Source organism: Actinoplanes sp. NPDC051861 (assembly GCF_040681145.1).
Taxonomy (GTDB): Bacteria; Actinomycetota; Actinomycetes; order Mycobacteriales; family Micromonosporaceae; genus Actinoplanes.
On sequence record NZ_JBFAYE010000001.1, the window covers coordinates 435,218 to 458,330 of the forward strand.

The following is a 23,113-nucleotide window of genomic DNA, read 5'->3' on the forward strand; positions in this document are numbered from 1 at the left end:
TCTCACATGGCCCGGCCCCGGCAGGCGCTGCTCACCCGTGAGCGGATCGTCGAGGCGGCCTCGGCACTGATCGATGCCGAGGGCCTGGACGCGCTCTCGATGCGGCGGCTCGCCACTGAGCTGGGCGTACAGGGCCCGTCGCTCTACAACCACTTCGCCACGAAGGCGGAGATCGTCGACGCGGTCGCCGAGGCGGTGGTCGCACAGGTCGACATCACGGTGTTCGCCGACTCCGACTGGCGCGAGGCGCTGCGGCTCTGGGCGAAGTCGTACCACGCGGTGCTCGCCGCCCACCCGAACATCGTCCCGGTGCTGGCCACCGGCCCGGGACGCCGCCCGTTCGGCCTGGCCATGGCGGAGGCCGTGTACGGCGCGCTGATCGAGGCGGGCTGGTCCCGGGCCCGGGCCACCCACATCGGCGCGCTGATGCGCTATCTGATCACCGGGTCCGCGCTCGGCTCGTTCGCGCTCGGCTTCGAGGCCGACCCGGACGTCTACGACGAGCGCTATCCGCACCTGCACCGCGCCCACGAACTCGCCGCGCACCGCCACGCGGTCGACGAGGGCGCCTTCGAACTCGGTCTGGATCTGCTCATCGCCGGCCTGACCGACCGCTACGACCAGGGGGTACGCCGATGACGTCGGTCTTCCGTGACGAGCTCTACATCGGAGGCGCATGGGTGCCGCCGGACTCGAGCGACCGGATCGGAGTGGAGAACCCGTACACCGAGGAGGTGTTCGGCCACGTCCCGGCCGGTACCGCCGACGACGTCAACCTCGCGGTCTCCGCCGCACGCCAGGCGTTCGGCACCTGGTCGGTCACGCCGGCCGCCGAGCGTGGCGCGGCCCTCGGCCGCCTGCACCAGGCACTGGCCGCGCGGGCCGAGGAGATCGCCCGGACCGTCGGGCTCGAGCTGGGCACGCCCCTCAAGATCGCGAAGGCGGTCCAGGTGGGACTGCCGCTCACGGTTCTCGCCGGGTACGCAGAACTGGCCGCCCGCCCCACGGAGGACGAGACGATCGGCAACTCGCTGGTCGTCCACGAGCCGGCCGGTGTGGTCGGTGCGATCACCCCGTGGAACTATCCGCTGCACCAGGTCGTCGCGAAGGTCGGCGCGGCCCTCGCGGCAGGGTGCACCGTGGTGCTCAAACCGTCCGAGCTGACGCCGCTGGTGGCGTACCTTCTCGCCGACGCCGCGCACGAGTCCGGCCTGCCGCCCGGCGTGCTGAACCTGGTCACCGGCACCGGCCCGGTCGTCGGGGCGGCCATCGCCGGGCACCCCGACATCGACCTGGTGTCGTTCACCGGCTCCACCGCGACCGGCCGGGCGATCTCGCGCGCCGCCGCGGACCGGATCGCCCGCGTCTCCCTGGAGCTCGGCGGCAAGTCGGCCAACCTGATCCTCGACGACGCCGACGTGGTCAAGGCCGTCAAGGTGGGCGTCGGCAACGCGTTCCTCAACTCCGGGCAGACCTGCACCGCGTGGACCCGGATGCTGGTGCACCGCGCCCACTACGACGAGGCCGTCGAACTGGCCGCGAAGACCGCCGCCGGCTACACCACCGGCGACCCGTTCGACCCGGCGACCCGTCTCGGCCCGCTGGTCTCGGCCGCCCAGCGCGACCGCGTACGCGGATTCATCGAGCGCGCCTCGGCCCGCCTCGTCGCCGGCGGCCTGGACGCCCCAGTGCCCGCGTCCGGCCACTTCGTGGCGCCGACCGTCTTCGCCGACGTCGACCCGGACAGCGAACTGGCCCAGGAGGAGGTCTTCGGCCCGGTCCTGTCGATCATTCCGTTCGATTCCGACGACGAGGCCGTCACGATCGCCAACAATTCGAAGTACGGCCTCGCGGGCGCTGTCTGGGGCTCCGACGACCGCGCCCTGGCCGTGGCGAAGCGGCTGCGCACCGGCGCCGTCGACGTCAACGGCGGCGCGTTCAACCCGTTCGCGCCGTTCGGCGGTTACAAGCAGTCCGGCGTCGGCCGGGAGCTGGGCGCGTACGGCCTGGCGGAGTTCCAGCAGGTGAAGGCGATCCAGCGATGAGTCACTACATGAACGGCCTGGTCGTCCGCTCCGAGGGCGCACCACCGGAGGTCACCGAGTTGCGCCTGCCGGAGATCGGCCCCGGCCAGGTCCGGATCCGCATCCGCGCCGCCGGCGTCTGCCACTCCGACCTCTCGATGGTCAACGGCACACTGCGCCCGCCGCACCCGCTCGTCCTCGGCCACGAGGCGGCCGGCGAGGTCCTGGAGACGGGCGACCACGTGACCCGGGCGTCAGTGGGCGATCGTGTGGTGCTCAACTGGCAGCCGGCCTGCCGCTCGTGCTGGTTCTGCACCCATGAGCAGCCGTGGCTGTGCAGCACGTCGTCCGGGGTAGCGGCCCTGGAGAACGGGCTGACGATGGACGGCGCGCCGGTCCACGTGACGCTGGGTGTGGGCGCGTTCGCGGAACAGGTGGTGGTGCCGGAGAACGCTGTCATCCGCGTACCCTCATCCCTTGATTTTGATCTCGCAGCGCTCCTCGGCTGTGCTGTTCTGACCGGCACCGGCGCGGTCCGCAACACCGCTGCCGTGCGCCCCGGCGAATCCGTGCTGGTCATCGGCCTGGGCGGCGTCGGATTGTCAGTGGTGGCGGCGGCGCGGGCGGCGGGTGCGTCCCAGGTCATCGCGGTCGATGTCACCGAGGCGAAGAAAGGCCTCGCGGAGGCGGCGGGGGCGACGGATTTCGTGGTCTCGTCGGAGAACCTGTCGAAGGACATCCGGGTACGCACGAACAAGCTCGGCGTGGATCACGCCATCGAGTGCGTGGGGCGCGCTGTGACGATCCGCGCGGCGTGGCGAGCCACCCGCCGAGGCGGCCAGGTCACGGTGGTGGGAATGGGCGCGGCCGACGACATGGTCCAGCTGGGCGCACTGGACATCTTCAGCTCGGCCCGCATTCTCCGGGCTTCGGTGTACGGCCAGGCGGACACGGATGTGGAGGTTCCCGCTCTGGCGCGGGAGGTGGTGGAGGGGCGGCTCTCGCTGGACCACCTGATCACCGACCGGATCGGGTTGGCGGAGGTGCCGGCTGCGTTCGAGAGGATGGGGCGGGGCGAGGGCGCCAGGTCGGTCGTGATCCTCTAACGTCGTCGCCGTCGGTGACGAGACGACCTACACCTACGACAGGCTGGGCCGTGTCACGCGGGCAGCAGCACGCGTCACGGCTACAACCTGGCCGGTGACCTGACCGCCGCGGTCGACCCGTTCGGCGCGAAGCAGACCGCCGAAGATACGACTGCGCCGGTTCGGCTATGACAGCCCGCATCGGCTGACGGCCGATGAGCTCAAACGGCCGGCGGACTCGGCAACGACCTGGCGTCTGACGGTGCCGCGGCCTACACCCGTGATCCGGCGGGTGATCTGTTCGGTGTCCAGAGCGTTTATGCGTGGACTGATCGGCATACCGACGTGGTCGGGCAGTTCAGCGGCGGCGGGTCAACGCTGAGCGGTTCGACGACCTTCGACCCGCTCGGCAGGGTCGTCGCCTCCACCGGAGCCGTCGGCAACCTGGGCTTCCAGCAGGAGTACACCGAGCCGGCCACCGGCCGGGTCAACATGCACGCCCGCTGGTACAACCCGGAGACCGGTCAGTTCGACACCCGTGACTCGGCGAATCTGAGTCCGGTGGGCCAATCCGCCAACGCCAACCGGTACGGCTACGGCAACGGCAATCCGCTGGCCGGCACCGACCCGTCAGGGCACTCGTTCCTGTCGATGAGCAGCTGCAACAGCACGTTCACCTGCATGCTCAAGGGCTTCGTGAACGCGTTCGACATCATCGAGTCGGCCAAGAGCGTGATCAACGCGGTGTCGAACGTCAAGGCCGCGATCGAGCGGATGGCCGCGACGCTGGAGTCCGAGGCGAAGGCGTGGAAGAGCAAGATCGGCGGAGCGATCTTCGACCGGGTCGACTGTGGTGACTGGGTCATCGGTTCCAGCTATTGCCGAAATCTGATCAACGGGGTGGCGGCGGCCGCGGGTGCGGGGTGCGCGTTGAGCGGTGTCTGCGCGATCCTCGACGACTGTCTGGTCAAACCGGCGAAGCTGGCCTGCGCCGAGCAGGTCGGCGGCATCCTGGCCGGTGCGGTGATGGCCCTGTTGACCGGCGGGGCCGGTCTGGTTCTGCAACGTGTCACGTCACGGATCAACAGCCTGTTGAAGAAGTTCAACCTGCCGGACCGCCGCAAGAAGAAGGGTGGTTCCGGCGGGGGCGGGCTGAGCCCGGCGGACGAGAAGCGGATCGTGTTGGCGAATCCCGCGACGCCGAACCTGGGTAAGAAGCACGGGGACAACGGCAGCGGGGCGATCACTTGTAAGTCGAGCAAGTGTCGTAAAGGCAGTAGCGGCGGTGGCGGGAGTTCGCCGGGTAACGGGGGGTCTGGTCCGAAGAAGGGTGGTAACCCGCCTGCGCCGAAGTTCCCGAGCGTGAAGAGGCCCGCCACGGGGCCTGCGGACGACAGGAAGGACAAGTCGGTTCGGGATGGCGATGATGGCCCGGCGAATCCGGGCCGTGACATTCCGACGGCTGATGTGATCGATGCGGGGTCGCTGGGTTACGACGATCGCCGGGATTACGGGACGTCCTCCTGCCCGAAGAAGCACAGCTTCGATCCGGATACCCGGGTGTTGATGGCGGACGGTTCGACCAAGGCGATCGCTGAGGTCGATCTGGGTGACGAGGTGACCGCGACCGATCCGCAGACCGGTGAGACGGCGGCGCGGCCGGTCACGGTGTTGCACGAGAACCTGGACACCGAGCTGACTGACGTCACTGTCAGCGCGACGCCGCCGGCTGCTGACGGCGAGCAGACCGGTGAGGGTAAGGGCGGCCGCTCAACACGCGGCCCCACCGGATCGGTGCTGGAGACCACCCAGAACCATCCGTTCTGGGATGACAGCGTCCGTGACTGGGTCGACGCCGCCGACCTGAAACCCGGCACCTCAACCCTGATCGGCCCGAACGGCGAAACCCAGCACGTCACCGCCGTACGCAACTACACCAGCGCCAAACAGATGCACGACCTCACCGTCGACATCACCCACACCTACTATGTCGTTGCTGCTGGTGGGCCGATCCTTGTTCATAACAATGACTGCGGCGGCGGTGACGTTGAGGGTGACGAGCGAGTTGTCATTAACCCGGCGACGGGTCGGTTTGACTCCAGCTGGTCCAACTATGACAAGGCAATGAAATATGTGACGGATATGGTGGGTGATCTTGGTGTGGACGTACTGCTGATCTATGACTTCGATCCCATCAGTGGGCAAGGAACTGGCACACTGATCGGAATTCAGACGGTCGATAAGCAGCGTGGCTGGCGGGTTGACAACGACAAGGACACCCCCCATATCAACTGGTGGAACTGGACAGGCGGGAAGAAAGGGGCTGGGGGAATCCAAGGCCATGCATGGCTGCCGAAAAATGATCTCTCGGTTCCCGGCTCTAGGGGAATCGGTGACGTGCCTGAGTTGGATAGGTCAGGGAATATCGTCGGAGCATGGCCCGGCCCTGGCTATAAACCAGGAGGAAGGAGATAGCTGTGCCGCCTAGGCTTACTGAGGTTCTGGACTCCCTTGGCTTCCGCGCGGTAGCTCAAGTTCACGTTGACGTTGTGGATTATCTGGGCGGCTCTTTTAGGGTGCTCGACGAATTTTGGGATATCGCGTCGTCTAGGATTTCGGTAACTCATGCAGCGGATGAAGAGGTTCGGTCGTGGCTTCGTGCGTTGCCTGTTGACGCGGAATCGGTAGTTCGGGTCGACTGGGCAAGGGACGGGATCGGAGTTGAAGTTCCGTTCTTTGTTTTTGTCAGATATTTTGATGATTTTTGGTATCCGTCATCAGATGACGTGGTTGTGATGTTCCCTGATGGTGCGATCTTATTCTTGGACCATGAGGAAAGATTTAGCTACGTTGATTATCGGCGTTTCGATAAGAGGCTGCTCGCGCTCTGAGCTCGACGCCGCATGCCGATTCGCGAGGGCGTTCACCCCAGACCGGGCTCGGTCTCCGCATGATCACCGCCCTGGCGGTACTGTTCCGGGCCTACCAGGTCACGAAGGTCGGCAGCCGCGCGGACGGGCTACTGCATTGGTCGGCTCTGATACAAGAGGCCGAGGGCCTGGTGCAGGAGACCTACCTCTATCGGATCGCCACCGACGTCTGCCTGAGCCGGCTCGCCAGCGCGGGCGCCGCGTTCTGCCGTCGGAGGGTGATCCGTTGTGGCTGGAGCCGATCCTGGACGCCCTGGTCGCCGGTGATCCGGCCGCGGCCAGCCGGCGAGCACGGCGTCGACCCGGGTGTCGTCCACGTGGGTCAACAGCCGCCACATGGTGCTGCCGACCGGCACTCCTGTGGTGAAGCCGAACTGGTCCTGAGCTTGTTGGTCGAGGTCGTGCAACCAGTCCGTGATCGCGGTGAACGACGCAACAACCGTGACGGCACAGACGCCACCACCAACAACGCGGTCCGTGGATAACGCTTCGCGATGGCCGATCGCATTGCCTGGCGGGGAGAGCTTTAGGACATCGGGCCCGGTGGGAAGAGGTCGTGGCCGGCCCATGGGTCGGTTGGCTCGGGGTAGTCGGGATCGGCTGCCGGGTGCTCGGCGCGGGTGGGCGCTGACGGGACCGGGTCGGGCTGAGGTGGCCTCGCCGGCGTTGGGGCGGGCTGGGGTGACGTCGGGGCCGAGGTCGGCCGGAATGGAGTTGGGGCCGAGGTGGGTGGAGGTGGCGTCGCGGGGGCAGACTTGGCGAGGGCGGGGTCAACCACAGTCGATTGGAGGCGTGCGGGTTCCACGACTGTCCGCTCAAGGCGAGCCGGCGCTACGGCAGTCGGGTCGAGGTGGGCGGGTCTCGACAATGTCGGGGTGGGATGGCTGGGCTTGGTTGGCGGGTGGGTTGGCTCGGCAGCGGCCGGGTTGAGGAAGTGGGAGGCTCGGGCTCTCTCCTCGATCAAGCCGGCCCGAGCTGACGCGAACACCGGCCCCGTCAGCCCCGCGAGCGGCTCGTTCCGCCACGACTCAAGCGCGTCGCGGACCTCATCGACCTGGGCCCGGGCCACGACCGCCCGGAAATTTCCGACATCGATGTTCTCGCCTGCTCGGAGGACATAGCCACCCTCGGTCAGCGCCAGCAACGACGTCCGACCAGGGTCCAACGCCCGCCGCAACCCCCCGATGTACCGCTGCACCACATCGACGCCGTTCTCCGGCGGATCCCCGTTCCACAGCGTGTCCACGATTTGCTTCAGCGGCACCGGACGGCCGGCATGCAGCAACAAGAGTGCCAGGACCGCCTGCTGCTTGGGCGGGCCCAGATCCACCGGCTCGGAGCCGCGGAAGGCGCGGACCGGGCCGAGGATCTCGAACCGCAAGTCGTCGGTCATGTCGACATCCCCATCAAGCAGCAGTAATCCCGGCCGCAGCATATCGAGCGGGCCGGTGTCGGATGGCTGATGGAGGTGGTGCGGCGCGGACTGTCATGGTGGCGATGTGCTGCTTGAACGCGCCGGGCACCTTCGTCGACTGCACGCCGCCGCAGACAGTGCACGCCGTGGCGGTGTGCTCGTGCTGCTCGGCGGCGAGGCCGGTGTCGGCAAGACGGCGCTGCTGCGACAGTTCCAGGCAGAGCACGGGCCGCTGCGGTGGGGCGCCTGCGACCCGCTGTTCACGCCGCGCCCGCTCGGTCCGTTCGAGGAGATCGGCGCCTCCGGGGACAAACCGCACGACGTCGCGGGCGATCTGACCCGCCAGGCCCAGGCGCGACCGGGTCTGGTCGTCGTGATCGAGGATCTGCACTGGGCCGACGAGGCCACCCTCGACGTGCTCAGCCTGCTCGGCCGCCGAATGGAGACGATTCCCGCGCTGGTCGTCGCGACCTACCGCAGCGTGGACCGTGGCTACCCGCTGCGCCGGATCCTCGGTGAGCTGCACGGCGGCGCGGTCCGGCGGATGGCCGTCGAGCCGCTCTCGCTCGAGGCGGTGTGCGAGCTCGCCGAACCCTACGGCCGTGACGGCGCGGCACTGCACCGGGTCACCGGCGGCAACCCCTTCTATGTGACAGAGGTGCTGGTCAGCGGTGGCGGCGAGGTGCCGCCGACGATCCGCGACGCTGTGCTCGCCCACGCCGCGCAGCTGAGCCCGGACGCGAATGCCGTCCTGAACGCCGTGGCCGTCACCGCCGACCTCGGCATTCTCGCGGAGATCGCCCCCGTGGGCACCGGCCTGGACGAGGCGCTGGCGTCAGGGATGTTGGAGAGCACCCCGAACGGAATCGTCTTCCGGCACGAGCTGGCCCGGATCACGATCGAGGAGTCGCTCCTGCCGCAATACCGGAGAACCGTGCATCAGGGTGTGCTGCGGGCGCTGCCGGACACCGCCGACCCGAGCCGGATTGCCCATCACGCCGAAGCCGCCGGTGCCGCCGACATGGTCCTGACCTGGGCGCCGATCGCCGCCGAACAGGCCGCCAAAAGGGGCGCGCATCGCGAGGCCGCCGCTCAATACGCGCGAGCCCTGAAATTCAAGCCCAAGAACCGGGCCGAACTCCTCGAACGCCGCTCCTACGAGTGCTACCTGACCGAGCAGACCACCGAGTCGATCGCCGCGCTGCGAGAGGCGATCCACATCAGACACGAGGCGGACGATCTGCTGGGTGAGGGCGCCGCCATGACCACCCTGTCCCGGCGGCTCTGGTGCGGCGGTTTCTCCGACGAGGCGATCCGGACCGGCACCGAAGCGCTGCATCTGCTCGAAACACTGCCACCCGGACCGGAACTGGCCGTCGCGTGCAGCAACCAGTCCTCGATCCACCTCAACATCGAGGACCACGAGGGAACCCTGGAGCACGGCCGGCGCGCCCTGAGCCTGACCGACGATCCTCAGGTCGTCGTGCACACGCTCAACAACATCGGCACCATGCGCCTGCTCGTCGGCGACGCCCACGGCATCGACGACCTGGAACGCAGCCTCGCCCTCGCCGAGCAGCACGGTCTCGAGGAGCACATCGGCCGCGCCTACATCCACGCCGGCTGGGCGATGACGCGCACCCGCGCCTACCACCTCGCGCCCTGGTTGGACCGTGGTCTGACCGTCTGCGAGGACCTGGGTCTGGAGGGCTGGGGTCACTACGTGCTCGCCTACCGCGCACGTCACCGGCTGGACACCGGCCGGTGGGACGACGCGGCCGAGGACGTGCGGCGGTTGCTGCGCTCGGCGGGTGAGGTGCCGCTGCTGCGCATCCTGGGCCTGACGGTGGCCGGGCTGATCGCGGCCCGGCGCGGCGACGAGGACCCGTGGCCCGCTCTGGACGAGGCACGAGACCTCACCGACGGTCAGGGCGAGCTGCAATACGTCGCGCCGGTCGCGGCGGCGCGGGCGGAGGCTGCCTGGCTGGGCGGGCGTCCGGTGACGGCTGAGCTCGCCGCGGCCTGGGACCTCGCGGTCACCAGGCAAGCTGCGGGGGTGGTCGGCGAGCTGGCCTGGTTGCGCTTTCTGGGTGGAGATCCGGCTTCATACGGTACGGCCACAGCACCGTTCTCCACCCAGCTCGCCGGTGACGTCGAGGCGGCTGCCGAGCAGTGGCGAGAGCGCTTTTGCCCGTACGATATGGCTCTTGCCCTGATGGCCTCGCCGCACGAAGCCGGCATGCGCGCCGCCCTGGCCGAGTTCCAACGGCTCGGCGCCCGCCCCGCCGCGGCGATCGTCACCCGGACGCTGCGCTCGCGCGGGCTGCGCGACATTCCTCGCGGACCGCAACGCCGCACCCGCGCCAACCCGGCCGATCTGACGCTACGTGAGATCGAGGTGCTGGCGCTGGTGCGGCAGGGGCTGTCGAATGTGGAGATCGGCGAGCGGCTGTTCGTGTCGACGAAGACCGTGCATCACCACGTCTCCGCGATCCTGCGGAAGCTCGGTGTGGCTCGCCGTGGTCAGGCCGCTGCCCAGGCCGCGCGTCTCGGACTTCCCTGATCTGGGCATCTTTGCCGATTCGCGCCGGCGCGTGGCTTCCTAGCGTCGGAGTGCATGAACCTTCCGTGGCTGCTCTCCCAGGAACTGATCCGGGCGCGTGAGGCCGACCTCGTCAGGGCCGCCCGCGCGTCCCGTCGCGCTTCTCGCCGTGCTTCTCGCTTTGTCGAACAGTCGGCCCGTCATCGGGTCGAGGAAGATCGCGAGGTGGCTGATCGCGTCACCGCTCCACGTCGGCAGGTGGACCGCGTGGACATCGTCGTGGTCGTGGAGGCGTGCGAGGATGCCCGGCCGGCCGTTGGCGCTGGTGAGGCTCAGGCGGAACCGGCCCGGCTCGTCCAGCACCCGCTCCCCTAGGAAACGCAGCACCTCGTCGCGGCCGCGGTACCAGGCCGGCAGCGGCGGCATCTCCAGCGCGATGTCTTCCCGCATCAACCGGCCGAGAGCGGTCAGATCGGCAGCCTCGAACGCGGTGACATAGCGGTCGAGCAGCATCCGGATCCGCCGGTCGTCCGGCTCACCCACGTCGTCGGCGCGGGGTGCGGCCTCGGCCATCTGCTTGCGGGCGCGCAGCAGGGCGGTGTTGACGGCGGCCGGCGTCGTGTCCAGCACCTCGGCGGTCTCGGCGGCGGAGAGCATCAGGACGTCGCGCAGGATAAGCGCGGCGCGGCGCACCGGCGGCAGGTGCTGCAACGCGGCCACGAACGCGAGGCGGATCCCGGCGCTCGACTGTGCCGCGACGGCCGGATCGCCGACGAGCAGGGCGTCCGGGATCGGCTCCAGCCAGAGCGGATCACCGTCCGCCGGCAGAGCCGACGGCATGATGCGGCGCTTACGCTGGGCGAGCAGGCTGAGGCAGGCGTTGGTGGCGATGCGATAGAGGTACGTGCGGACCGACGACCGCCCCTCGAACCGCTCGAACGACCGCCACGCCCGCAGATACGTCTCCTGCACCAGGTCCTCGGCCTCCTGCACCGAGCCGACCATGCGGTAGCAGTGGACCAGCAGCTCGGTGCGGTACCCGGAGGTCATCTCGGCGAACGCGCTCATGCACATACAGACCGCGACCGCCCCCGAAACTAAGCTGTCGACTTCGCCGGTTCCCCGCGGTCGATACAGGCATGAGACTCAACGGCAAGAACATCATCGTGTACGGGGCAGCCGGCGCCATCGGTTCCGCCGTCGCCCGGGCATTCGGCCGCGAGGGCGCCCACGTCTTCCTGACCGGCCGCCGGCTCGACGCCCTGGACGCCGTAGCCAAGGAGATCCCGTCCGCCTCGACCGCTGTCGTCGACGCCCTGGATCCCGCCCAGGTGGCCGCGCACGCCGCTCAGGTGGGCCGGATCGACGTGTCGTTCAACGCGATCGGCATCCCGCAGGAGGGTATTCAGGGTGTGCCCATGGTCGACCTGCCGCTGGAGGGCTTCCAGGCGGCGGTCCACGCGTATCTCACCGCGCACTTCGTCACGGCTCGGACCGTGGCCCGGCACATGGGTTCCGGCGGCGCGATCCTGACGGTGACCGCCACACCCGGCCACAAACCGGTCCCGCACGTCGGCGGCATGGCCCCGGCCTGGGCCGGCATGGAGGCCATCAGCCGGACCCTGGCCGCGGAGCTGGGCCCGGCCGGGATCCGGGTGGCGTGCCTGCGCGCCGAGGGCATCCCGGAGACAGCCACCATCGACACGGTCTTCGGGCTGCACGCGGAAGCGATCGGCCGCACCCGGGCCGAGTTCACCAGCCTGATCACCGAGTCGAGCCTGCTCAAGCGACTGCCTACGCTGGCGGATGTGGCCCAGGCAGCGGTCTTCTTGGCGTCTGACGAGGCAGCCGCCCTGACCGGAACAGTCCTCAACATCTCCGCCGGCTCGGCTACCGACTGACGACCTGGAGGTGAGCGCCCGGCGGCTTGTTCGCAGGCTGCCGGGCGCCCGCCCTCAACCGTCAGTAATTCGGGAAGATGTCGCAGGTTCCCGTTCCATCGCCGCGGGCATGTGCCCTGTTACCCAGAGCGCCCCAGTCGTCGGTGAAGAGCTTCCAGGTCGATGCTCTGCCGGTGGCCAGGTAGTAGTCGCCGATGAATGCCTGGTGATATCCCTGATTTTGCCAGGCAATGATCCACACGTAGGGATTGCCGAAGACGCCGCACTGGCCAGACGTATCGTTGTACCAGGACAACAGCGCGATGCTGTTCCCATTGCGAAGCGTGTAGATTTGATTGGTGTAGCGGTCCAGCACCTGAACTCCCCCAGCCGGAGCTGAGGTGATCGTCGTGCAGGCATACTTGTAGCCTTCACCGAACGGTGAACAATTCCACAGACTGCGGCCGGCCGCACCCGCCGGACCCGTTGTCGCCACCATCGACAACGCCGCCATAAATGCAATGACGAAGAATTGAGAAAATCGTCGCCGTAGGGGTTTCATAACCCCTCCTCCCCGTGTTGAATTTCGTGCCGATCGGGCCATTATGCGGCGGGGAGGCGGATGCAGGAATCGCCGTTGCGCAGCTGGGCAAGGACGACAACTGATCCCCGAAAGGCGACCGATTCCCAGCCGAGCAGAGCATCCTGTTCCGCGAACGTGCCCTGCGTCACGTGGACCGGCCGCCGTCCATCGTCAGCCCATCGCGACCCGTGCTCACGCCGCCATCCGCGTCGGCGGCACCAGCGTTCATGAACGGCGATCCTCGGGCCCGCCCATTGACTCGACCGGTCCGAGCCGTGCGCGGTTACGCGGCGGGGGTGTCTTTGCCGCCCAGGAGGAACTGGTCGTCGCCGAAGACGGCGGTGATCTGGAGGCGGCCGCCCAGGGCCTCGACGTAGCGGGCGACGGCGTCGACTGTGGAGACCTCGCCGCGTTCGATCTGGGAGACGCGGCCCTTGGTGACGCCCATGCGCTCGGCCAGCTGGGACTGCGTGAGGCCGAGGGCGGTCCGGCGCTCAGCGAGACGATAGCCGTCGATGTAGGCCTGATTGCGCCTGCGGGCCTCGGCGACGGCGTGCTCGCCACCTGCCTCGGCAACGAGCTCGGCGCGGATGTCGCTCCATCGCGAGATCTCCATCATTCCGGCTCCTCCTCCTCGCGGTCCTTCAAATACTGCAGGTACAGCTCTTCGGCCCGCGGGATGGCCTCCGTGTACCACCTGGCCCAGTGGTTGGACTTGTCTCCGCCGACCAGGAGGATCGCCGACCGCCAGGGGTCGAAGACGAACAGGATCCGGAGCTCGGTGCGGCCTGCTGATCCGGGTCGCAACTCTTTCATGTTGTGGAACTGTGAGTTGTGGACTCGATCCACGAGTGGCCGGCCAAGACTTGGGCCCGCCTCGGCGAGGCGGTCGATGGCATCCACGACCTGAGCTCGCGACGGCTTGTCAAGGGTTGCGAACCAGGCGCGGAACGTATTGGTGACGTTGGCTTCCCACTCGTCCACGGCGTGGCGAGTGTAGTAAATCCTATACTAGATCGCCAATCGGTGCACGGGTGGAGAGGATGTGGGTATGCGTCCTGGGCAGGGGGAGGTTCTGCACTTCTCGGAGGATCCGAGCATCACGCGGTTCGTGCCGCACGTTGCTGTCACCGCGCGGCAGCCAGAGGCGTACGTCTGGGCCGTGGACAGTGACCAGGCACCCAGCTATTGGTTTCCGCGGCAGTGCCCCCGCGCCCTGGCCTGGGTCCGCCCCGAGACCACGGCGGCGGATCGGGACCGGATCATCGGGGCCGGGTGCGGGAAGCGGGTGCATGCGATCGAGTACGCCTGGCTGGACCGCATGCGGACGACGAGGCTGTATGCCTACCGCCTGCCCGCCGGCGAGTTCCGGCCGTTCGGGGAGCATGCCTTCGTGGCGGTTGAGCCGGTGGTGCCGCTGGGGGAGCCGGAGCCCGTCGGCGACCTGGTCGAGTGTCACGCGCGGGCCGGGATTCAGCTGCGGGTGCTGGACAGCCTGTGGTCCTTCTGGGACGAGGTGATCGCCAGCACGGTCGGGTTCAGCGGGATTCGGCTGCGGAACGCGAAGGGGTCAGCAGGGCGCTGACGGTTCGGGCCATGGCCGCCTCGGCGTCCTCGATCGGCAGGTCCATGGCCTCGCGCCAGGTGGACCACGTCGGCCACTGGCTGACCGCGGTCAGGGCGTTGAGGAGTTGCTCGTCGTCGGCGATCTCGGCGGCGAAGGTGGTGGTGAGCTCGTCGCGTACCCGGGAAACGTGCAACTTGCGATAGCGCTGCAATCCGGCCGAGAAAGGTTCCTTGAGCGCGGAGGCCCGCGCAGCGGGCCCGATCTCCTCCAGCAGGCGGGCGCGCTGGCGGCAGAAGGCGTCGATGCGCTCGGGCAGCGGGAGGTCCGCCGGGATCGGCCGGTAGGAGGCGTCCCGCTGCTCGAGGACCCGCTGGCCGCTCGCCGTCATCAGCGCCTCCATGTCGGCGAAGTGGCTCCAGAGGGCGCGCAGCGACACTCCGGCCAGCTTGGCGACCCGGTCCGCGGTGGGACGCAGGTCGCCTTCGCCGATCAGTTGGAGGTGGGCGTCGACGATCGCGTTGCGGGTCCGCTCGGACCGTGCGGTGCGACCGTCGACGCGCGGAGGTGTGGTCACTTAGCTGCTCCGGTAACGCTTGAGTTCACGGTGGGCCAGGGATCGCTTGTGTACCTCGTCGGGGCCGTCGGCGAGACGCAGCGTACGGGCCGACGTCCACAGCCCGGCCAGTGGAGTGTCCTGGCTCACACCTGCGGCACCGTGTGCCTGGATCGCCTTGTCGATGATCCATTCGACGGTCGACGGGACCACGATCTTGATGGACTGGATCTCGGTGTGTGCGCCCTTGTTGCCGACGGTGTCCATCAGCCAGGCGGCCTTGAGCACCAGCAGACGGGCCTGTTCGATGCGGACGCGGGACTCGGCGATCCAGTCCTGCACCACGCCCTGCTCGGCGAGCGGCTTGCCGAACGGAGTACGCGCCAACGCCCGCGTACACATGAGCTCCAATGCCCGCTCAGCCATGCCGATCAGCCGCATGCAGTGGTGGATCCGCCCCGGGCCGAGCCGCGCCTGGGAGATGGCGAAACCGCCGCCCTCCTCGCCGATCAGGTTGCTCGCCGGCACGCGTACGTTCTCGAAGAGAAGTTCGGCATGGCCACCGTGATCGCCGTCGGTGTATCCGAAGACCGTCATCCCCCGTTTGACCGTCAGGCCGGGGGTGTCGCGGGGCACCAGGATCTGACTCTGCTGCACGTGCCGGGCCGCCGACGGATCCGTCTTGCCCATCACGATGAAGATTTTGCAGTTCGGGTTCATCGCGCCGGTGATGAAGAACTTCCGGCCGTTGATGACGTAGTCGTCGCCGTCGCGCTCGATGCGCGTGCCGATGTTCGTGGCGTCGGAGGAGGCGACCTGCGGCTCGGTCATCGCGAAAGCCGACCGAATTGTCCCGTCCAGCAGCGGTTTGAGCCACTGTTCCTGCTGAGCGGGTGTGCCGAACTCGGCGAGAACCTCCATGTTGCCGGTGTCGGGGGCGGCGCAGTTGAGGGCGGCCGGCGCGATCGCCGGGCTGCGACCGGTGATCTCCGCCAAGGGCGCGTACTGGAGGTTGGTCAGGCCGGCGCCATGGTCGCCCGGGAGGAAGAGGTTCCAGAGACCTGCCTCCTTGGCCGCGGCCTGCAAGCCGGGGAGGAAAGCCGGCGGTTCCCAGCCCGCCGACTCAAAACCGGATTCAGAGGCATAGACGTACTCATCCATGAACGCCAGAAGCCGCTTCCGGTAATCCTCGGTCTTCGCGTCGAACTCGAAGTCCATCAGTGTCCCTCCAGTGCGCGGTGGCCCTGCTCGACCAGCGCGGGCACCATGGCGCCCACCGTGTCGAAGCCGGTGCCGACCGTCTGGCCCTTGGTGTAGCGGAAGTGCACGCCCTCCAGGATGACGGCGAGCTTGAACGCGGCGAACGCCACGTACCAGTGCAGGTCGCCGACGTCGCGCTTGCTGCGCTCGGCGTATCGGGCGGCCATCTCGTCGAGCGTGGGATGGCCGGGGAGGTCGATCGGGGCGACCGGCTTGCCGTCGCGGAACAGCAGCGGGCGGCCGGCGTAGACGAGCATCAGGGCGAGGTCACTCAGCGGGTCACCGAGAGTCGACATCTCCCAGTCCAGGACCGCTTTAACCGACAAATCAGAGCTTATGAGTACGTTGTCCAGCCGGAAGTCGCCGTGCACCACCGAGCCGGGCCCACCGGCGGGGATGTCGACAGCGAGCCGTGCATGCAGCTCCTCGATGCCCGCGATGTCACGGCTCCGGGACGCGTCGAGCTGCTTCTTCCACCGTCGCACCTGGCGTTCGTTGAAGCCTTCCGGCCGCCCGAAGTCCCCGAGGCCGATCGCCGAAGGGTCCAGAGCGTGCAGGTCAGCCAGAGTGTCGACCAGGGTCAGGGTCAAACTGTGCAAATCGACCAACTCAAGATCGGCGGCTTCCCGGTAGATCGTCCCGTCGACATGCTCCATCAGATAGAAGGGCGCGCCGATGACCGAGATATCGGTGCAGAGCACGACGGGGTGCGGCACGGGGAAGCCGGTCTCCGAGAGCGCGGACAACACCCGATGCTCACGGGACATGTCATGAGCGGTCGGAAGCACGTGGCCGAGGGGCGGGCGTCGCAGCACCCACCGGTTGACCCCGTCCGTGATCGCATAGGTGAGATTGGACCGCCCGCCGGCGAACATCGTCCCGGTCAGTGGTGGACTGTCCAGATAGGCCTGGAGCGCCGCAAGGTCCAGGCCTTTCACGAAGACTCCTCGAAGCCGCGCTGCAACTTGTTCATGCCGCCCAGCCAACGGTCCGGATCGCTCGCGCGCAAGCGGTAGTAGTCGGCGACCTCGGGGTGCGGCAGGATCAGGAACTCGTTGCCGTCCAGCGAAGCGGCGACCAGGTCCGCCACGGCCGACGGTGCCAGCGCGCCCTCGGCGAGGAGTGCGGCACTGCCGCTGCCGCGAGCGTTTCCGCGGGTCAGCATGTCGGTGCGCACGCCCTGCGGGCAGAGCGCCTGCACGGTCAGGCCGCGGTGGGCGTACGTTGCCCGCAGCCACTCCGCATAGGCGAGCGCGGCGTGTTTCGTGACCGAGTAGGTGGCGCTGCCGAGCAGGGTGAGCAACCCGGCCGCGCTCACCGTGATCAGCAGCCGTTTCGGGGAGCCGCTGTCCAGCCAGCGGGGGAGCAGTGCGCGAGTCACGTACACGTGTGACATCACGTTGACCCCGAAGTCCCGCTGCCACTGCGAGTCCGGCGTGTTCTCGTCGCCGGCCGACAGCACGCCCGCGTTGGAGCAGAAGAGGTCGATCCCGCCCAGCTCGGACCAGGCCGTGTCGACCAGCTGGGCGACGTCCTCCTCGCTGGCCGCGTCGCCCGGCACCGCGATGCCGCCGATCTCGCCGGCGACGGTCCGGGCGGCTTCCGCGTCCAGGTCGTTGACCACGACCCGGGCGCCGTCGGCGGCGAACCGGCGGGCCAGGGCCGCACCGATCCCGCCGCCGGCGCCCGTGACGACGACCCGCTTCACGCGACCACCCCGGTGAGGGTCAGTCCACCGTCGAGCACGATGGTCTGCCCGGTGATCCACGAGGCGGCATCCGAGCAGAGGAACGAGACGGTGCCCGCCACGTCGTCGGTGGTGCCGAGCCGCTTGAGCGGGTAGGTCGCCGACACCGCGTCCTCCCGCCCCTCGTACAGGGCCGAGGCGAAGCGGGTCTTGACCACCGCGGGCGCGACCGCGTTGACCCGCACCGCCGGAGCCAGCTCGACGGCCAGCTCCTCGGTGAGGTGGATCAGCGCCGCCTTGGTCGTGCCGTAGAACGCGATCCCGGGAGCCGGCCGCACGCCCGACACCGACGAGATGTTCACGATCGAGCCGCCGTCGGAGAGCCCGCCGCGCAGCGCCTCCTGCACCCAGCCGAGCGTCCCGATCAGGTTCACCTCGGCCATCTTGCGGGCGGCGTTGAGGTCCAGCGAAGCCAACGGACCATATGCCGGATTAATCCCGATATTGTTCACCAGAGTAGTCACCGGGCCGAACCGGTCCGCCACGGTGGAAACCACCTCAGCCCGGTGAGCGGGATCGTCGCCCTTGCCGGCTACGAAGATCGCCGACTCGCCGAGCTGTTCCACAGCGGCCTTCAAAGCGTCCGCATCACGGCCGGTGATCACCACTCGATAACCGTCGGAGATGAAGCGTTGCGCGATGGCGAACCCGATTCCCCGGCTTGCTCCGGTCACGATCGCTACCTGGTCCGCCATCGCGGCAACCTCCTGGAGTCGTCTTTGTGCATGGAGAGTGCGAATATTACGCGGCCGGCACGCCGTTCTGCGGCGGTGTCACGGCCTGGGCCTGGTGCGGCGCGACCGGCGCGTCCTTGTCGTCGGTCGTGTACGGCGTACCGAAGAACACCGCCTTGCCGCCCTCGATCTTCGTGAGCTGGGTTCCGCCGTACCCCGAGTGGTCCGTGTCCGAGAAGCGCAGCGGGACCAGGCCGGGGCCCTGGAAGCCGTTCTTCTTGACCGCGTTGATGATCCCGTCGCGGGTCAGGTCCTTGCCCGCCGCCTGCAGCGACTGGACGAACAGGTACGCCACCGACATGCCGTAGACGATGTTGTTGTCGAACTCGGCGTTGCCGTTGTACTCCGCGTTGACCTTCTTGTAGAGCTGGATCCACGGGTTGGCCTCGTCGGTGGTCAGCGGCAGGTAGTTGGCCGCCACCACGCCTTCCAGCAGCGGGGCACCGGCTCCGAGGGCCTTGCCGACGGTGGTCGGGTCGGCGCCCACGTTACTCACCACGAACTGCGGTTTGAAGGCGATCTTCGCGGCCGTACCGATCGACAGGGCGGTGAAGCCGGGTACGGTGGCGAGCACGACGACCTCGCAGGCGGCGCTCTTGAGCGCGCCCATCTGCGGCCCGACGTTCGGGTTGCTGGTCACGTAGCTCTGCTTGGCCGCGACCGGGCCGAGGACCTTCTCGATGCCGGCCAGGCTGTCCCGGCCGAAGTCGTCGTCCTGACCGAGGAAGCAGACCTTCTTCCCGGCGTGGTTCTCCTTCACGTACGTGGCGAGGATCTTGCCCTCGACCGTGTAGTCCGGGTTGAAGCCGAACGTCCCCGGGTACTTGTCGGGCTGGTTCCAGCTGCGGCTGCCGCTGGCCACGAAGAGGTCGGGCACCCGGTTGGTCTTGAGGAAGTCGAGCACGCCGGTGTGTGTCGGAGTGCCGAGGCCGTTCAGGATCGCGAAGACCTTGTCCTGCAGGACCAGCTCGCGTACCACGGTCTGGGTGTTGGCCGGGTTGTAACCGTCGTCCTTGACCTTGAGGCTGATCTTGCGGCCGTGGATGCCGCCGTTGGCGTTGACGAAGTCGAAGTACGCCTTGGTGGCCGGCGCGATCTTCGAGTATCCCGCCGCGGCCGGCCCGGTCAGCGGCATGTGGGTGCCGACGACGACCTCGGTGTCGGTCACGCCCGGCACGTCGCCGCTGCTGCTGGTTCCACCGCCCCCGTCGTCGCTGCAACCGGCGGCCAGTAACACGACAGCTGCGAGCAGCGCCGTCGCGGTTCGTTTCATCGTGTCCTCCTGAGGAATCGTGGGGTGCTGAGGAATCGTGGGATGCGAATGGATGCGAGGCCGCCGGGAGCGGCGAGCATGACGACGACGAGCACCACGCCGAACACGACCAGGGCGAGGTTGCCCTCGAGGCGGCTCGATCCGGTCTGCTCGGCGACGGACTGGGAGAGGGTGGGCAGCAGCACCAGGAGCACCGCGCCCAGGAGCGAGCCGAACAGGCTGCCGAGGCCGCCGATCACGATCGCCATCACCAGGAACAGCGACAGCGTCAGCGGGAACGCGCCGGGGGAGACGCTCTGCGCCAGGAAGGCGAAGAGGGCACCGGCCAGGCCGGCGCAGGCCGAGCTCACGACAAACGCCAGGACCTGGGTACGCGCGACGTTGATCCCGGCCAGTTTGGCGGCGGTCTCGTCGTCGCGTACCGCGCGCAGGTCCCGCCCGAAACGCCCTCGCACGAGCGTGGCCAGCAGGAACACCGTGACCAGCGCGCCGGCCCAGCACAGCCAGGCCTGCCAGCGCTCCATCGGGATGGTTCCGGGCGGCGGGTCGAGCACCACCGACAGGCCCTGGTCGCTGTTGAACGTCTCGTCGAACGTGCTGGTGATCGACGGCACGACGATCGCGACGGCGAGCGTGAGACCGGCCAGATAGGGTCCGCGCAGCCGAGCCGCGGCCAGGCCGATCACCGCACCCACCGCGGTGGTCACCACGATCGCCAGCAGGAAGCTGAGCGGCAGGTTCAGCCACCTGTTCTGCGACAGCGCGAGCGTGTAGGCACCGGTCGCCATAAGCGCGCCGTGCCCCAGCGAGAGCTGCCCGTTCAGTCCGGTCAGGACGGTCAGGCCGGCCGTCACGCACAGGTAGGCGCCGACGGTCGCGAGCTGGTAGTTGCGGAACGGCGGCAGCGTGTAGGTCAGCGTCAGCACGATCGCGGCGCCGGCCAGGATGACCAGGATCACCGGGATGCGGCGCCGGCTTCGCGGCACGTTCAAGGCCTTCTCCGGTACGGAGGACGCGCTCGATTTCTGCTTGATGTCGGTCATGCCACCCTCGCCTTCGAGCTGGAGAACAGTCCGCCCGGCCGTCCCAGCAGGACCACCACCAGGAGAAGGAGCACCGCCATCGGGGCTACCGTCGGCTCGACGTATCCACTGACGTAGGAGAGCAGCAGGCCGACGACGAGGCCGCCGACCACCGCACCGATCGGGCTGTCCAGTCCGCCGACCACCGCGGCCGTGAACGCCGAGATGAACACGACGTCCATCGCGGTCGGGTGCAGGCCCAGTTCGGTGGGGACCACGAGCATCCCGGCCAGCGAACCGACCGCCGCCGCGAGCGCCCAGCCGAGCGTCAGCATCCCGCCCACCGACACGCCGAGCAGCCGGGAGACATCCGGAGCGAAGGCCGCCGCCCGCATGCGGAGCCCGACTGCCGTACGCGTGAAAAGAAGGGTGAGGGAACCGACCACCGCGCCCACCGCGGCGAAGACGAACAGGTCGTATTTGGACAGCAGCGCGATGCCGCCGACCTCGAAGGCGTCCCGGCTGAAAGGCGTTTGCACCGGGCGGAACTCGTTGCCGTAGAAGATTCCGAGCACGCCCTGGATCACCAGGACCAGGCCGAGCGCGACGACCACGCCGTTGAGTGGCGACGAGTGGTCGACGAACCGCATCACCACCCGCTCGACGGTCACCCCGAGCACCAGCCCGGCCACGAGCGCCACGACGAAACCGAGCCAGTACGACCCGGTCGCGTTGGTCACCGAGTAGGCGACGTAGACGGCGGCGACCGCCATCGCGCCCTGCGCGAAGTTGACGATCCGGGCGGCCCGCCAGATCAGCACCAGGGCCAGCGCGAACGCGGCGTAGACCGCGCCCCGGCTCAGCCCGTCGAACGTCAGGTATACGAACTGGTCCATCAGAACCCCAGGTAGGCGTGTCGGAGGTCGGCGTCGTCGCGCAGCGTCTCCGCCTTCTTGCGGACCACCACCCGGCCGAGGGCCAGCACCACGCCGACGTCGGCGATGGAGAGCGCGCTGCGTACGTTCTGCTCGACCAGCAGCACCGCGAGGCCGGTGCGTTCCCGCAGGTCCCGCAGCAAGGCCATGATCTGGCCGGTCACCTTGGGCGCCAGGCCCAGCGACGGCTCGTCGAGCAACAGCAGCCGGGGCCGGCCGACCAGCGCCCGCCCGAGCGCCAGCATCTGCCGCTCGCCGCCGGAGAGCTGATGACCGGCGAACGCGCGACGCTGCGCCAGCGGCGGGAACAGGTCGTAGACCTCGTCGAGCGCCTTCTTCGCCTCGGCCCGGTCCTTGCGCCAGAGGCCGCCGAGCCGCAGGTTCTCGTCCACGGTGAGCTCGGTGACCACGCCGCGTCCCTCGGGGACGTGCCCGATGCCGCGGCGCACCATCTGCTCGACCTTGGTGCCGCGCAGGTCCGTGCCGTCGAAGACGACCCGGCCGCCGCTGCTGCGGACGAGGCCGGAGAGGGTACGCAGCAGCGTCGTCTTGCCCGCGCCGTTCGCACCGAGCACCGCGACGATCTCTCCGGGCTGGACGGTCAGGTTCACGTCGTGCAGGACGGGTGCCGCGCCGTACCCGGCGGTGAGGCCCTCGACCTCCAGCAGTGCGCTGCTCATGGCGTCTCACCTGCCGGCACCGGGGTACGCGTGCTCATCGGCGTTCCTCCTCTAAGGACCGTCGTTTCATAATTTTTCGGGTATAGCGAAGAAAGCCGGGTGCCCGGCAGTTTCGTGCGATCTCAGATCAGGCCGGTGCGCCGAGGTAGGCGTCGGTGACCTTGGAGTTGTTGCTGATCTCCTCGGGGGTGCCGAGGGCGATCGGCTTGCCGAAGTCGAGGACGAGGATCTCGTCGCAGACCGACATGACCAGATCCATGTGGTGCTCGACCAGGAGGACCGTGGTGCCGGCCTCCCTGATCAGGCCGGCCAGCCAGTCGATCTCGTCGGAGTCCAGGCCGCCGGCCGGCTCGTCGAGCATCAGGATCTGTGGCTTGGCGACCAGGGCCCGGGCCAGCTCGACGCGCTTGCGGATCGCGTAGGGCAGTGAGCCGGGAGGCGCGGCGGCGTAGCGGTCGACACCGCACCGGGCCAGCGCGGCCATCGCCTCCTGCTCGGGACGCCGGCCACGCGTGCCGACCAGCACGTTCTCCAGGACGGTCATGCCGCCGAACTGGCCGACGCCCTGCAGTGTCCGTGCGATGCCGAGCCGGTTGAGCTGGTGCGGCCGGGGACGCCATGCCTGCCCGTCCAGCGTGAGGCTGCCGGAGGTCGGCGGCACGAAGCCGCAGATGACGTTGAAGAGGGTGGTCTTGCCTGCGCCGTTCGGCCCGATGATCCCGACGATGCGGCCCGGCGCCACGCGCAGGGACACGTCGTCGAGTGCGGTGAGGCCGCCGAAGCGGACGGATATGTTGCGCAGTTCGAGTTCTTTGAGCGGGGGATCTGTTGACATGGGGCCGCCTCGCCGGACCGGGGAGGTCCTGTGTGGAGCGTGAAGGTCA

General features: G+C 68.5%; 25 protein-coding genes. 10 read left to right on the forward strand and 15 right to left on the reverse strand.

The window, feature by feature from the left end; translation table 11 throughout:
• The first annotated feature begins 6 nt into the window (after nt 1-6).
• The 6 genes from AB0M02_RS02295 (at nt 7) to AB0M02_RS02320 (ending at nt 6,524) form a co-directional block, all read left to right on the forward strand.
• On the forward strand, nt 7-639 hold the full coding sequence (locus AB0M02_RS02295) for a TetR/AcrR family transcriptional regulator (protein WP_364220126.1): 633 nt from the start codon (nt 7-9) through the stop codon (nt 637-639).
• On the forward strand, nt 636-2,045 hold the full coding sequence (locus AB0M02_RS02300) for an aldehyde dehydrogenase family protein (RefSeq protein ID WP_364220129.1): 1,410 nt from the start codon (nt 636-638) through the stop codon (nt 2,043-2,045). The genes AB0M02_RS02295 and AB0M02_RS02300 overlap by 4 nt, the downstream gene beginning before the upstream one ends.
• Entirely contained in the window at nt 2,042-3,130 is a 1,089-nt protein-coding gene (locus AB0M02_RS02305; RefSeq protein WP_364220132.1) for an alcohol dehydrogenase catalytic domain-containing protein, read from the forward strand. The genes AB0M02_RS02300 and AB0M02_RS02305 overlap by 4 nt, the downstream gene beginning before the upstream one ends.
• Before the next feature lie 324 nt (nt 3,131-3,454).
• Complete coding sequence (locus tag AB0M02_RS02310; RefSeq protein WP_364220135.1) at nt 3,455-5,584, forward strand: polymorphic toxin-type HINT domain-containing protein; 2,130 nt, start codon at nt 3,455-3,457, stop codon at nt 5,582-5,584.
• Between the two features lie 74 nt (nt 5,585-5,658).
• Entirely contained in the window at nt 5,659-6,000 is a 342-nt protein-coding gene (locus tag AB0M02_RS02315; RefSeq protein WP_364220138.1) for a hypothetical protein, read from the forward strand.
• Nucleotides 6,001-6,059: 59 nt separating this feature from the next.
• Complete coding sequence (locus AB0M02_RS02320) at nt 6,060-6,524, forward strand: hypothetical protein (RefSeq protein WP_364220140.1); 465 nt, start codon at nt 6,060-6,062, stop codon at nt 6,522-6,524.
• 41 nt (nt 6,525-6,565) lie between these two features.
• Here AB0M02_RS02320 and AB0M02_RS02325 read toward each other — a convergent pair whose 3' ends face one another.
• A complete protein-coding gene (locus AB0M02_RS02325) occupies nt 6,566-7,369 on the reverse strand; it encodes a winged helix-turn-helix domain-containing protein (protein WP_364222487.1) in 804 nt (267 codons plus the stop codon).
• On the opposite strand from AB0M02_RS02325, the gene AB0M02_RS02330 reads away from it, so the two are divergent.
• Both AB0M02_RS02330 and AB0M02_RS02335 read left to right on the forward strand, forming a co-directional pair.
• The gene (locus tag AB0M02_RS02330) at nt 7,316-7,459 is read left to right on the forward strand and encodes a hypothetical protein (protein ID WP_364222630.1); all 144 of its coding nucleotides are present in this window, start codon (nt 7,316-7,318) and stop codon (nt 7,457-7,459) included. The genes AB0M02_RS02325 and AB0M02_RS02330 overlap by 54 nt on opposite strands.
• A gap of 79 nt (nt 7,460-7,538) precedes the next feature.
• Nucleotides 7,539-10,016 carry a LuxR C-terminal-related transcriptional regulator gene (locus tag AB0M02_RS02335; protein ID WP_364220143.1) on the forward strand — a complete coding sequence of 826 codons (2,478 nt, stop codon included), beginning with the start codon at nt 7,539-7,541 and terminating at the stop codon, nt 10,014-10,016.
• 39 nt (nt 10,017-10,055) lie between these two features.
• Here AB0M02_RS02335 and AB0M02_RS02340 read toward each other — a convergent pair whose 3' ends face one another.
• Nucleotides 10,056-11,063 (reverse strand): RNA polymerase subunit sigma-70, encoded by a 1,008-nt coding sequence (locus AB0M02_RS02340; protein WP_364220146.1) that lies wholly within the window; start codon nt 11,061-11,063, stop codon nt 10,056-10,058.
• Between the two features lie 71 nt (nt 11,064-11,134).
• Between AB0M02_RS02340 and AB0M02_RS02345 the strand changes: the two genes are divergently transcribed.
• Nucleotides 11,135-11,896, forward strand: coding sequence for an SDR family oxidoreductase (locus tag AB0M02_RS02345; RefSeq protein WP_364220149.1), 762 nt, complete (start codon nt 11,135-11,137; stop codon nt 11,894-11,896).
• Nucleotides 11,897-11,957: 61 nt separating this feature from the next.
• Here AB0M02_RS02345 and AB0M02_RS02350 read toward each other — a convergent pair whose 3' ends face one another.
• From AB0M02_RS02350 to AB0M02_RS02360, 3 genes are all read right to left on the reverse strand, one after another.
• Nucleotides 11,958-12,437 (reverse strand): hypothetical protein, encoded by a 480-nt coding sequence (locus AB0M02_RS02350; protein ID WP_364220152.1) that lies wholly within the window; start codon nt 12,435-12,437, stop codon nt 11,958-11,960.
• Nucleotides 12,438-12,741: 304 nt separating this feature from the next.
• A complete protein-coding gene (locus tag AB0M02_RS02355; RefSeq protein WP_364220155.1) occupies nt 12,742-13,077 on the reverse strand; it encodes a helix-turn-helix transcriptional regulator in 336 nt (111 codons plus the stop codon).
• Nucleotides 13,074-13,442 carry a type II toxin-antitoxin system RelE/ParE family toxin gene (locus tag AB0M02_RS02360; protein ID WP_364220158.1) on the reverse strand — a complete coding sequence of 123 codons (369 nt, stop codon included), beginning with the start codon at nt 13,440-13,442 and terminating at the stop codon, nt 13,074-13,076. The genes AB0M02_RS02355 and AB0M02_RS02360 overlap by 4 nt, the downstream gene beginning before the upstream one ends.
• 67 nt (nt 13,443-13,509) lie before the next feature.
• On the opposite strand from AB0M02_RS02360, the gene AB0M02_RS02365 reads away from it, so the two are divergent.
• A complete protein-coding gene (locus tag AB0M02_RS02365) occupies nt 13,510-14,043 on the forward strand; it encodes a DUF6886 family protein (RefSeq protein ID WP_364220161.1) in 534 nt (177 codons plus the stop codon).
• On the opposite strand, the gene AB0M02_RS02370 is transcribed toward AB0M02_RS02365, so the two are convergent.
• The 10 genes from AB0M02_RS02370 to AB0M02_RS02415 form a co-directional block, all read right to left on the reverse strand.
• Nucleotides 13,997-14,599: a TetR/AcrR family transcriptional regulator gene (locus AB0M02_RS02370; RefSeq protein ID WP_364220164.1), complete on the reverse strand. Its 603-nt coding sequence runs from the start codon at nt 14,597-14,599 to the stop codon at nt 13,997-13,999. The two genes, AB0M02_RS02365 and AB0M02_RS02370, sit on opposite strands and share 47 nt — an antisense overlap.
• Nucleotides 14,600-15,796, reverse strand: a complete 1,197-nt coding sequence (locus AB0M02_RS02375; RefSeq protein ID WP_364220167.1) for an acyl-CoA dehydrogenase family protein — start codon at nt 15,794-15,796, stop codon at nt 14,600-14,602.
• The gene (locus tag AB0M02_RS02380; RefSeq protein ID WP_364220170.1) at nt 15,796-16,776 is read right to left on the reverse strand and encodes a phosphotransferase family protein; all 981 of its coding nucleotides are present in this window, start codon (nt 16,774-16,776) and stop codon (nt 15,796-15,798) included. The genes AB0M02_RS02375 and AB0M02_RS02380 overlap by 1 nt, the downstream gene beginning before the upstream one ends.
• Nucleotides 16,773-17,546 carry an SDR family oxidoreductase gene (locus AB0M02_RS02385; protein ID WP_364220173.1) on the reverse strand — a complete coding sequence of 258 codons (774 nt, stop codon included), beginning with the start codon at nt 17,544-17,546 and terminating at the stop codon, nt 16,773-16,775. The genes AB0M02_RS02380 and AB0M02_RS02385 overlap by 4 nt, the downstream gene beginning before the upstream one ends.
• A complete protein-coding gene (locus AB0M02_RS02390; RefSeq protein ID WP_364220176.1) occupies nt 17,543-18,280 on the reverse strand; it encodes an SDR family oxidoreductase in 738 nt (245 codons plus the stop codon). Before AB0M02_RS02390 ends, AB0M02_RS02385 begins: the two co-directional genes overlap by 4 nt.
• Before the next feature lie 46 nt (nt 18,281-18,326).
• Nucleotides 18,327-19,592, reverse strand: a complete 1,266-nt coding sequence (locus tag AB0M02_RS02395) for an ABC transporter substrate-binding protein (protein ID WP_364220179.1) — start codon at nt 19,590-19,592, stop codon at nt 18,327-18,329.
• Entirely contained in the window at nt 19,589-20,635 is a 1,047-nt protein-coding gene (locus tag AB0M02_RS02400; protein WP_364220182.1) for a branched-chain amino acid ABC transporter permease, read from the reverse strand. Before AB0M02_RS02400 ends, AB0M02_RS02395 begins: the two co-directional genes overlap by 4 nt.
• A complete protein-coding gene (locus tag AB0M02_RS02405; protein ID WP_364220185.1) occupies nt 20,632-21,510 on the reverse strand; it encodes a branched-chain amino acid ABC transporter permease in 879 nt (292 codons plus the stop codon). The genes AB0M02_RS02400 and AB0M02_RS02405 overlap by 4 nt, the downstream gene beginning before the upstream one ends.
• The gene (locus AB0M02_RS02410) at nt 21,510-22,229 is read right to left on the reverse strand and encodes an ABC transporter ATP-binding protein (protein WP_364220188.1); all 720 of its coding nucleotides are present in this window, start codon (nt 22,227-22,229) and stop codon (nt 21,510-21,512) included. Before AB0M02_RS02410 ends, AB0M02_RS02405 begins: the two co-directional genes overlap by 1 nt.
• A gap of 127 nt (nt 22,230-22,356) precedes the next feature.
• Nucleotides 22,357-23,064: an ABC transporter ATP-binding protein gene (locus AB0M02_RS02415; RefSeq protein ID WP_364220191.1), complete on the reverse strand. Its 708-nt coding sequence runs from the start codon at nt 23,062-23,064 to the stop codon at nt 22,357-22,359.
• Nucleotides 23,065-23,113: the final 49 nt, after the last annotated feature.

What these genes read in the sequence shown, in the direction of transcription:
- AB0M02_RS02410 (WP_364220188.1), bottom strand. Translation starts at nt 22,229, where the DNA reads ATGAGCAGCGCACTGCTGGAGGTCGAGGGCCTCACCGCCGGGTACGGC.
- AB0M02_RS02400 (WP_364220182.1), bottom strand. Translation starts at nt 20,635, where the DNA reads ATGACCGACATCAAGCAGAAATCGAGCGCGTCCTCCGTACCGGAGAAG.
- AB0M02_RS02390 (WP_364220176.1), bottom strand. Translation starts at nt 18,280, where the DNA reads ATGGCGGACCAGGTAGCGATCGTGACCGGAGCAAGCCGGGGAATCGGG.
- AB0M02_RS02330 (WP_364222630.1), top strand. Translation starts at nt 7,316, where the DNA reads ATGCAGCAACAAGAGTGCCAGGACCGCCTGCTGCTTGGGCGGGCCCAG.
- AB0M02_RS02345 (WP_364220149.1), top strand. Translation starts at nt 11,135, where the DNA reads ATGAGACTCAACGGCAAGAACATCATCGTGTACGGGGCAGCCGGCGCC.
- AB0M02_RS02305 (WP_364220132.1), top strand. Translation starts at nt 2,042, where the DNA reads ATGAGTCACTACATGAACGGCCTGGTCGTCCGCTCCGAGGGCGCACCA.
- AB0M02_RS02295 (WP_364220126.1), top strand. Translation starts at nt 7, where the DNA reads ATGGCCCGGCCCCGGCAGGCGCTGCTCACCCGTGAGCGGATCGTCGAG.
- AB0M02_RS02320 (WP_364220140.1), top strand. Translation starts at nt 6,060, where the DNA reads ATGATCACCGCCCTGGCGGTACTGTTCCGGGCCTACCAGGTCACGAAG.
- AB0M02_RS02365 (WP_364220161.1), top strand. Translation starts at nt 13,510, where the DNA reads ATGCGTCCTGGGCAGGGGGAGGTTCTGCACTTCTCGGAGGATCCGAGC.
- AB0M02_RS02375 (WP_364220167.1), bottom strand. Translation starts at nt 15,796, where the DNA reads ATGGACTTCGAGTTCGACGCGAAGACCGAGGATTACCGGAAGCGGCTT.
- AB0M02_RS02340 (WP_364220146.1), bottom strand. Translation starts at nt 11,063, where the DNA reads ATGAGCGCGTTCGCCGAGATGACCTCCGGGTACCGCACCGAGCTGCTG.
- AB0M02_RS02415 (WP_364220191.1), bottom strand. Translation starts at nt 23,064, where the DNA reads ATGTCAACAGATCCCCCGCTCAAAGAACTCGAACTGCGCAACATATCC.
- AB0M02_RS02405 (WP_364220185.1), bottom strand. Translation starts at nt 21,510, where the DNA reads ATGGACCAGTTCGTATACCTGACGTTCGACGGGCTGAGCCGGGGCGCG.
- AB0M02_RS02300 (WP_364220129.1), top strand. Translation starts at nt 636, where the DNA reads ATGACGTCGGTCTTCCGTGACGAGCTCTACATCGGAGGCGCATGGGTG.
- AB0M02_RS02350 (WP_364220152.1), bottom strand. Translation starts at nt 12,437, where the DNA reads ATGAAACCCCTACGGCGACGATTTTCTCAATTCTTCGTCATTGCATTT.
- AB0M02_RS02395 (WP_364220179.1), bottom strand. Translation starts at nt 19,592, where the DNA reads ATGAAACGAACCGCGACGGCGCTGCTCGCAGCTGTCGTGTTACTGGCC.
- AB0M02_RS02355 (WP_364220155.1), bottom strand. Translation starts at nt 13,077, where the DNA reads ATGATGGAGATCTCGCGATGGAGCGACATCCGCGCCGAGCTCGTTGCC.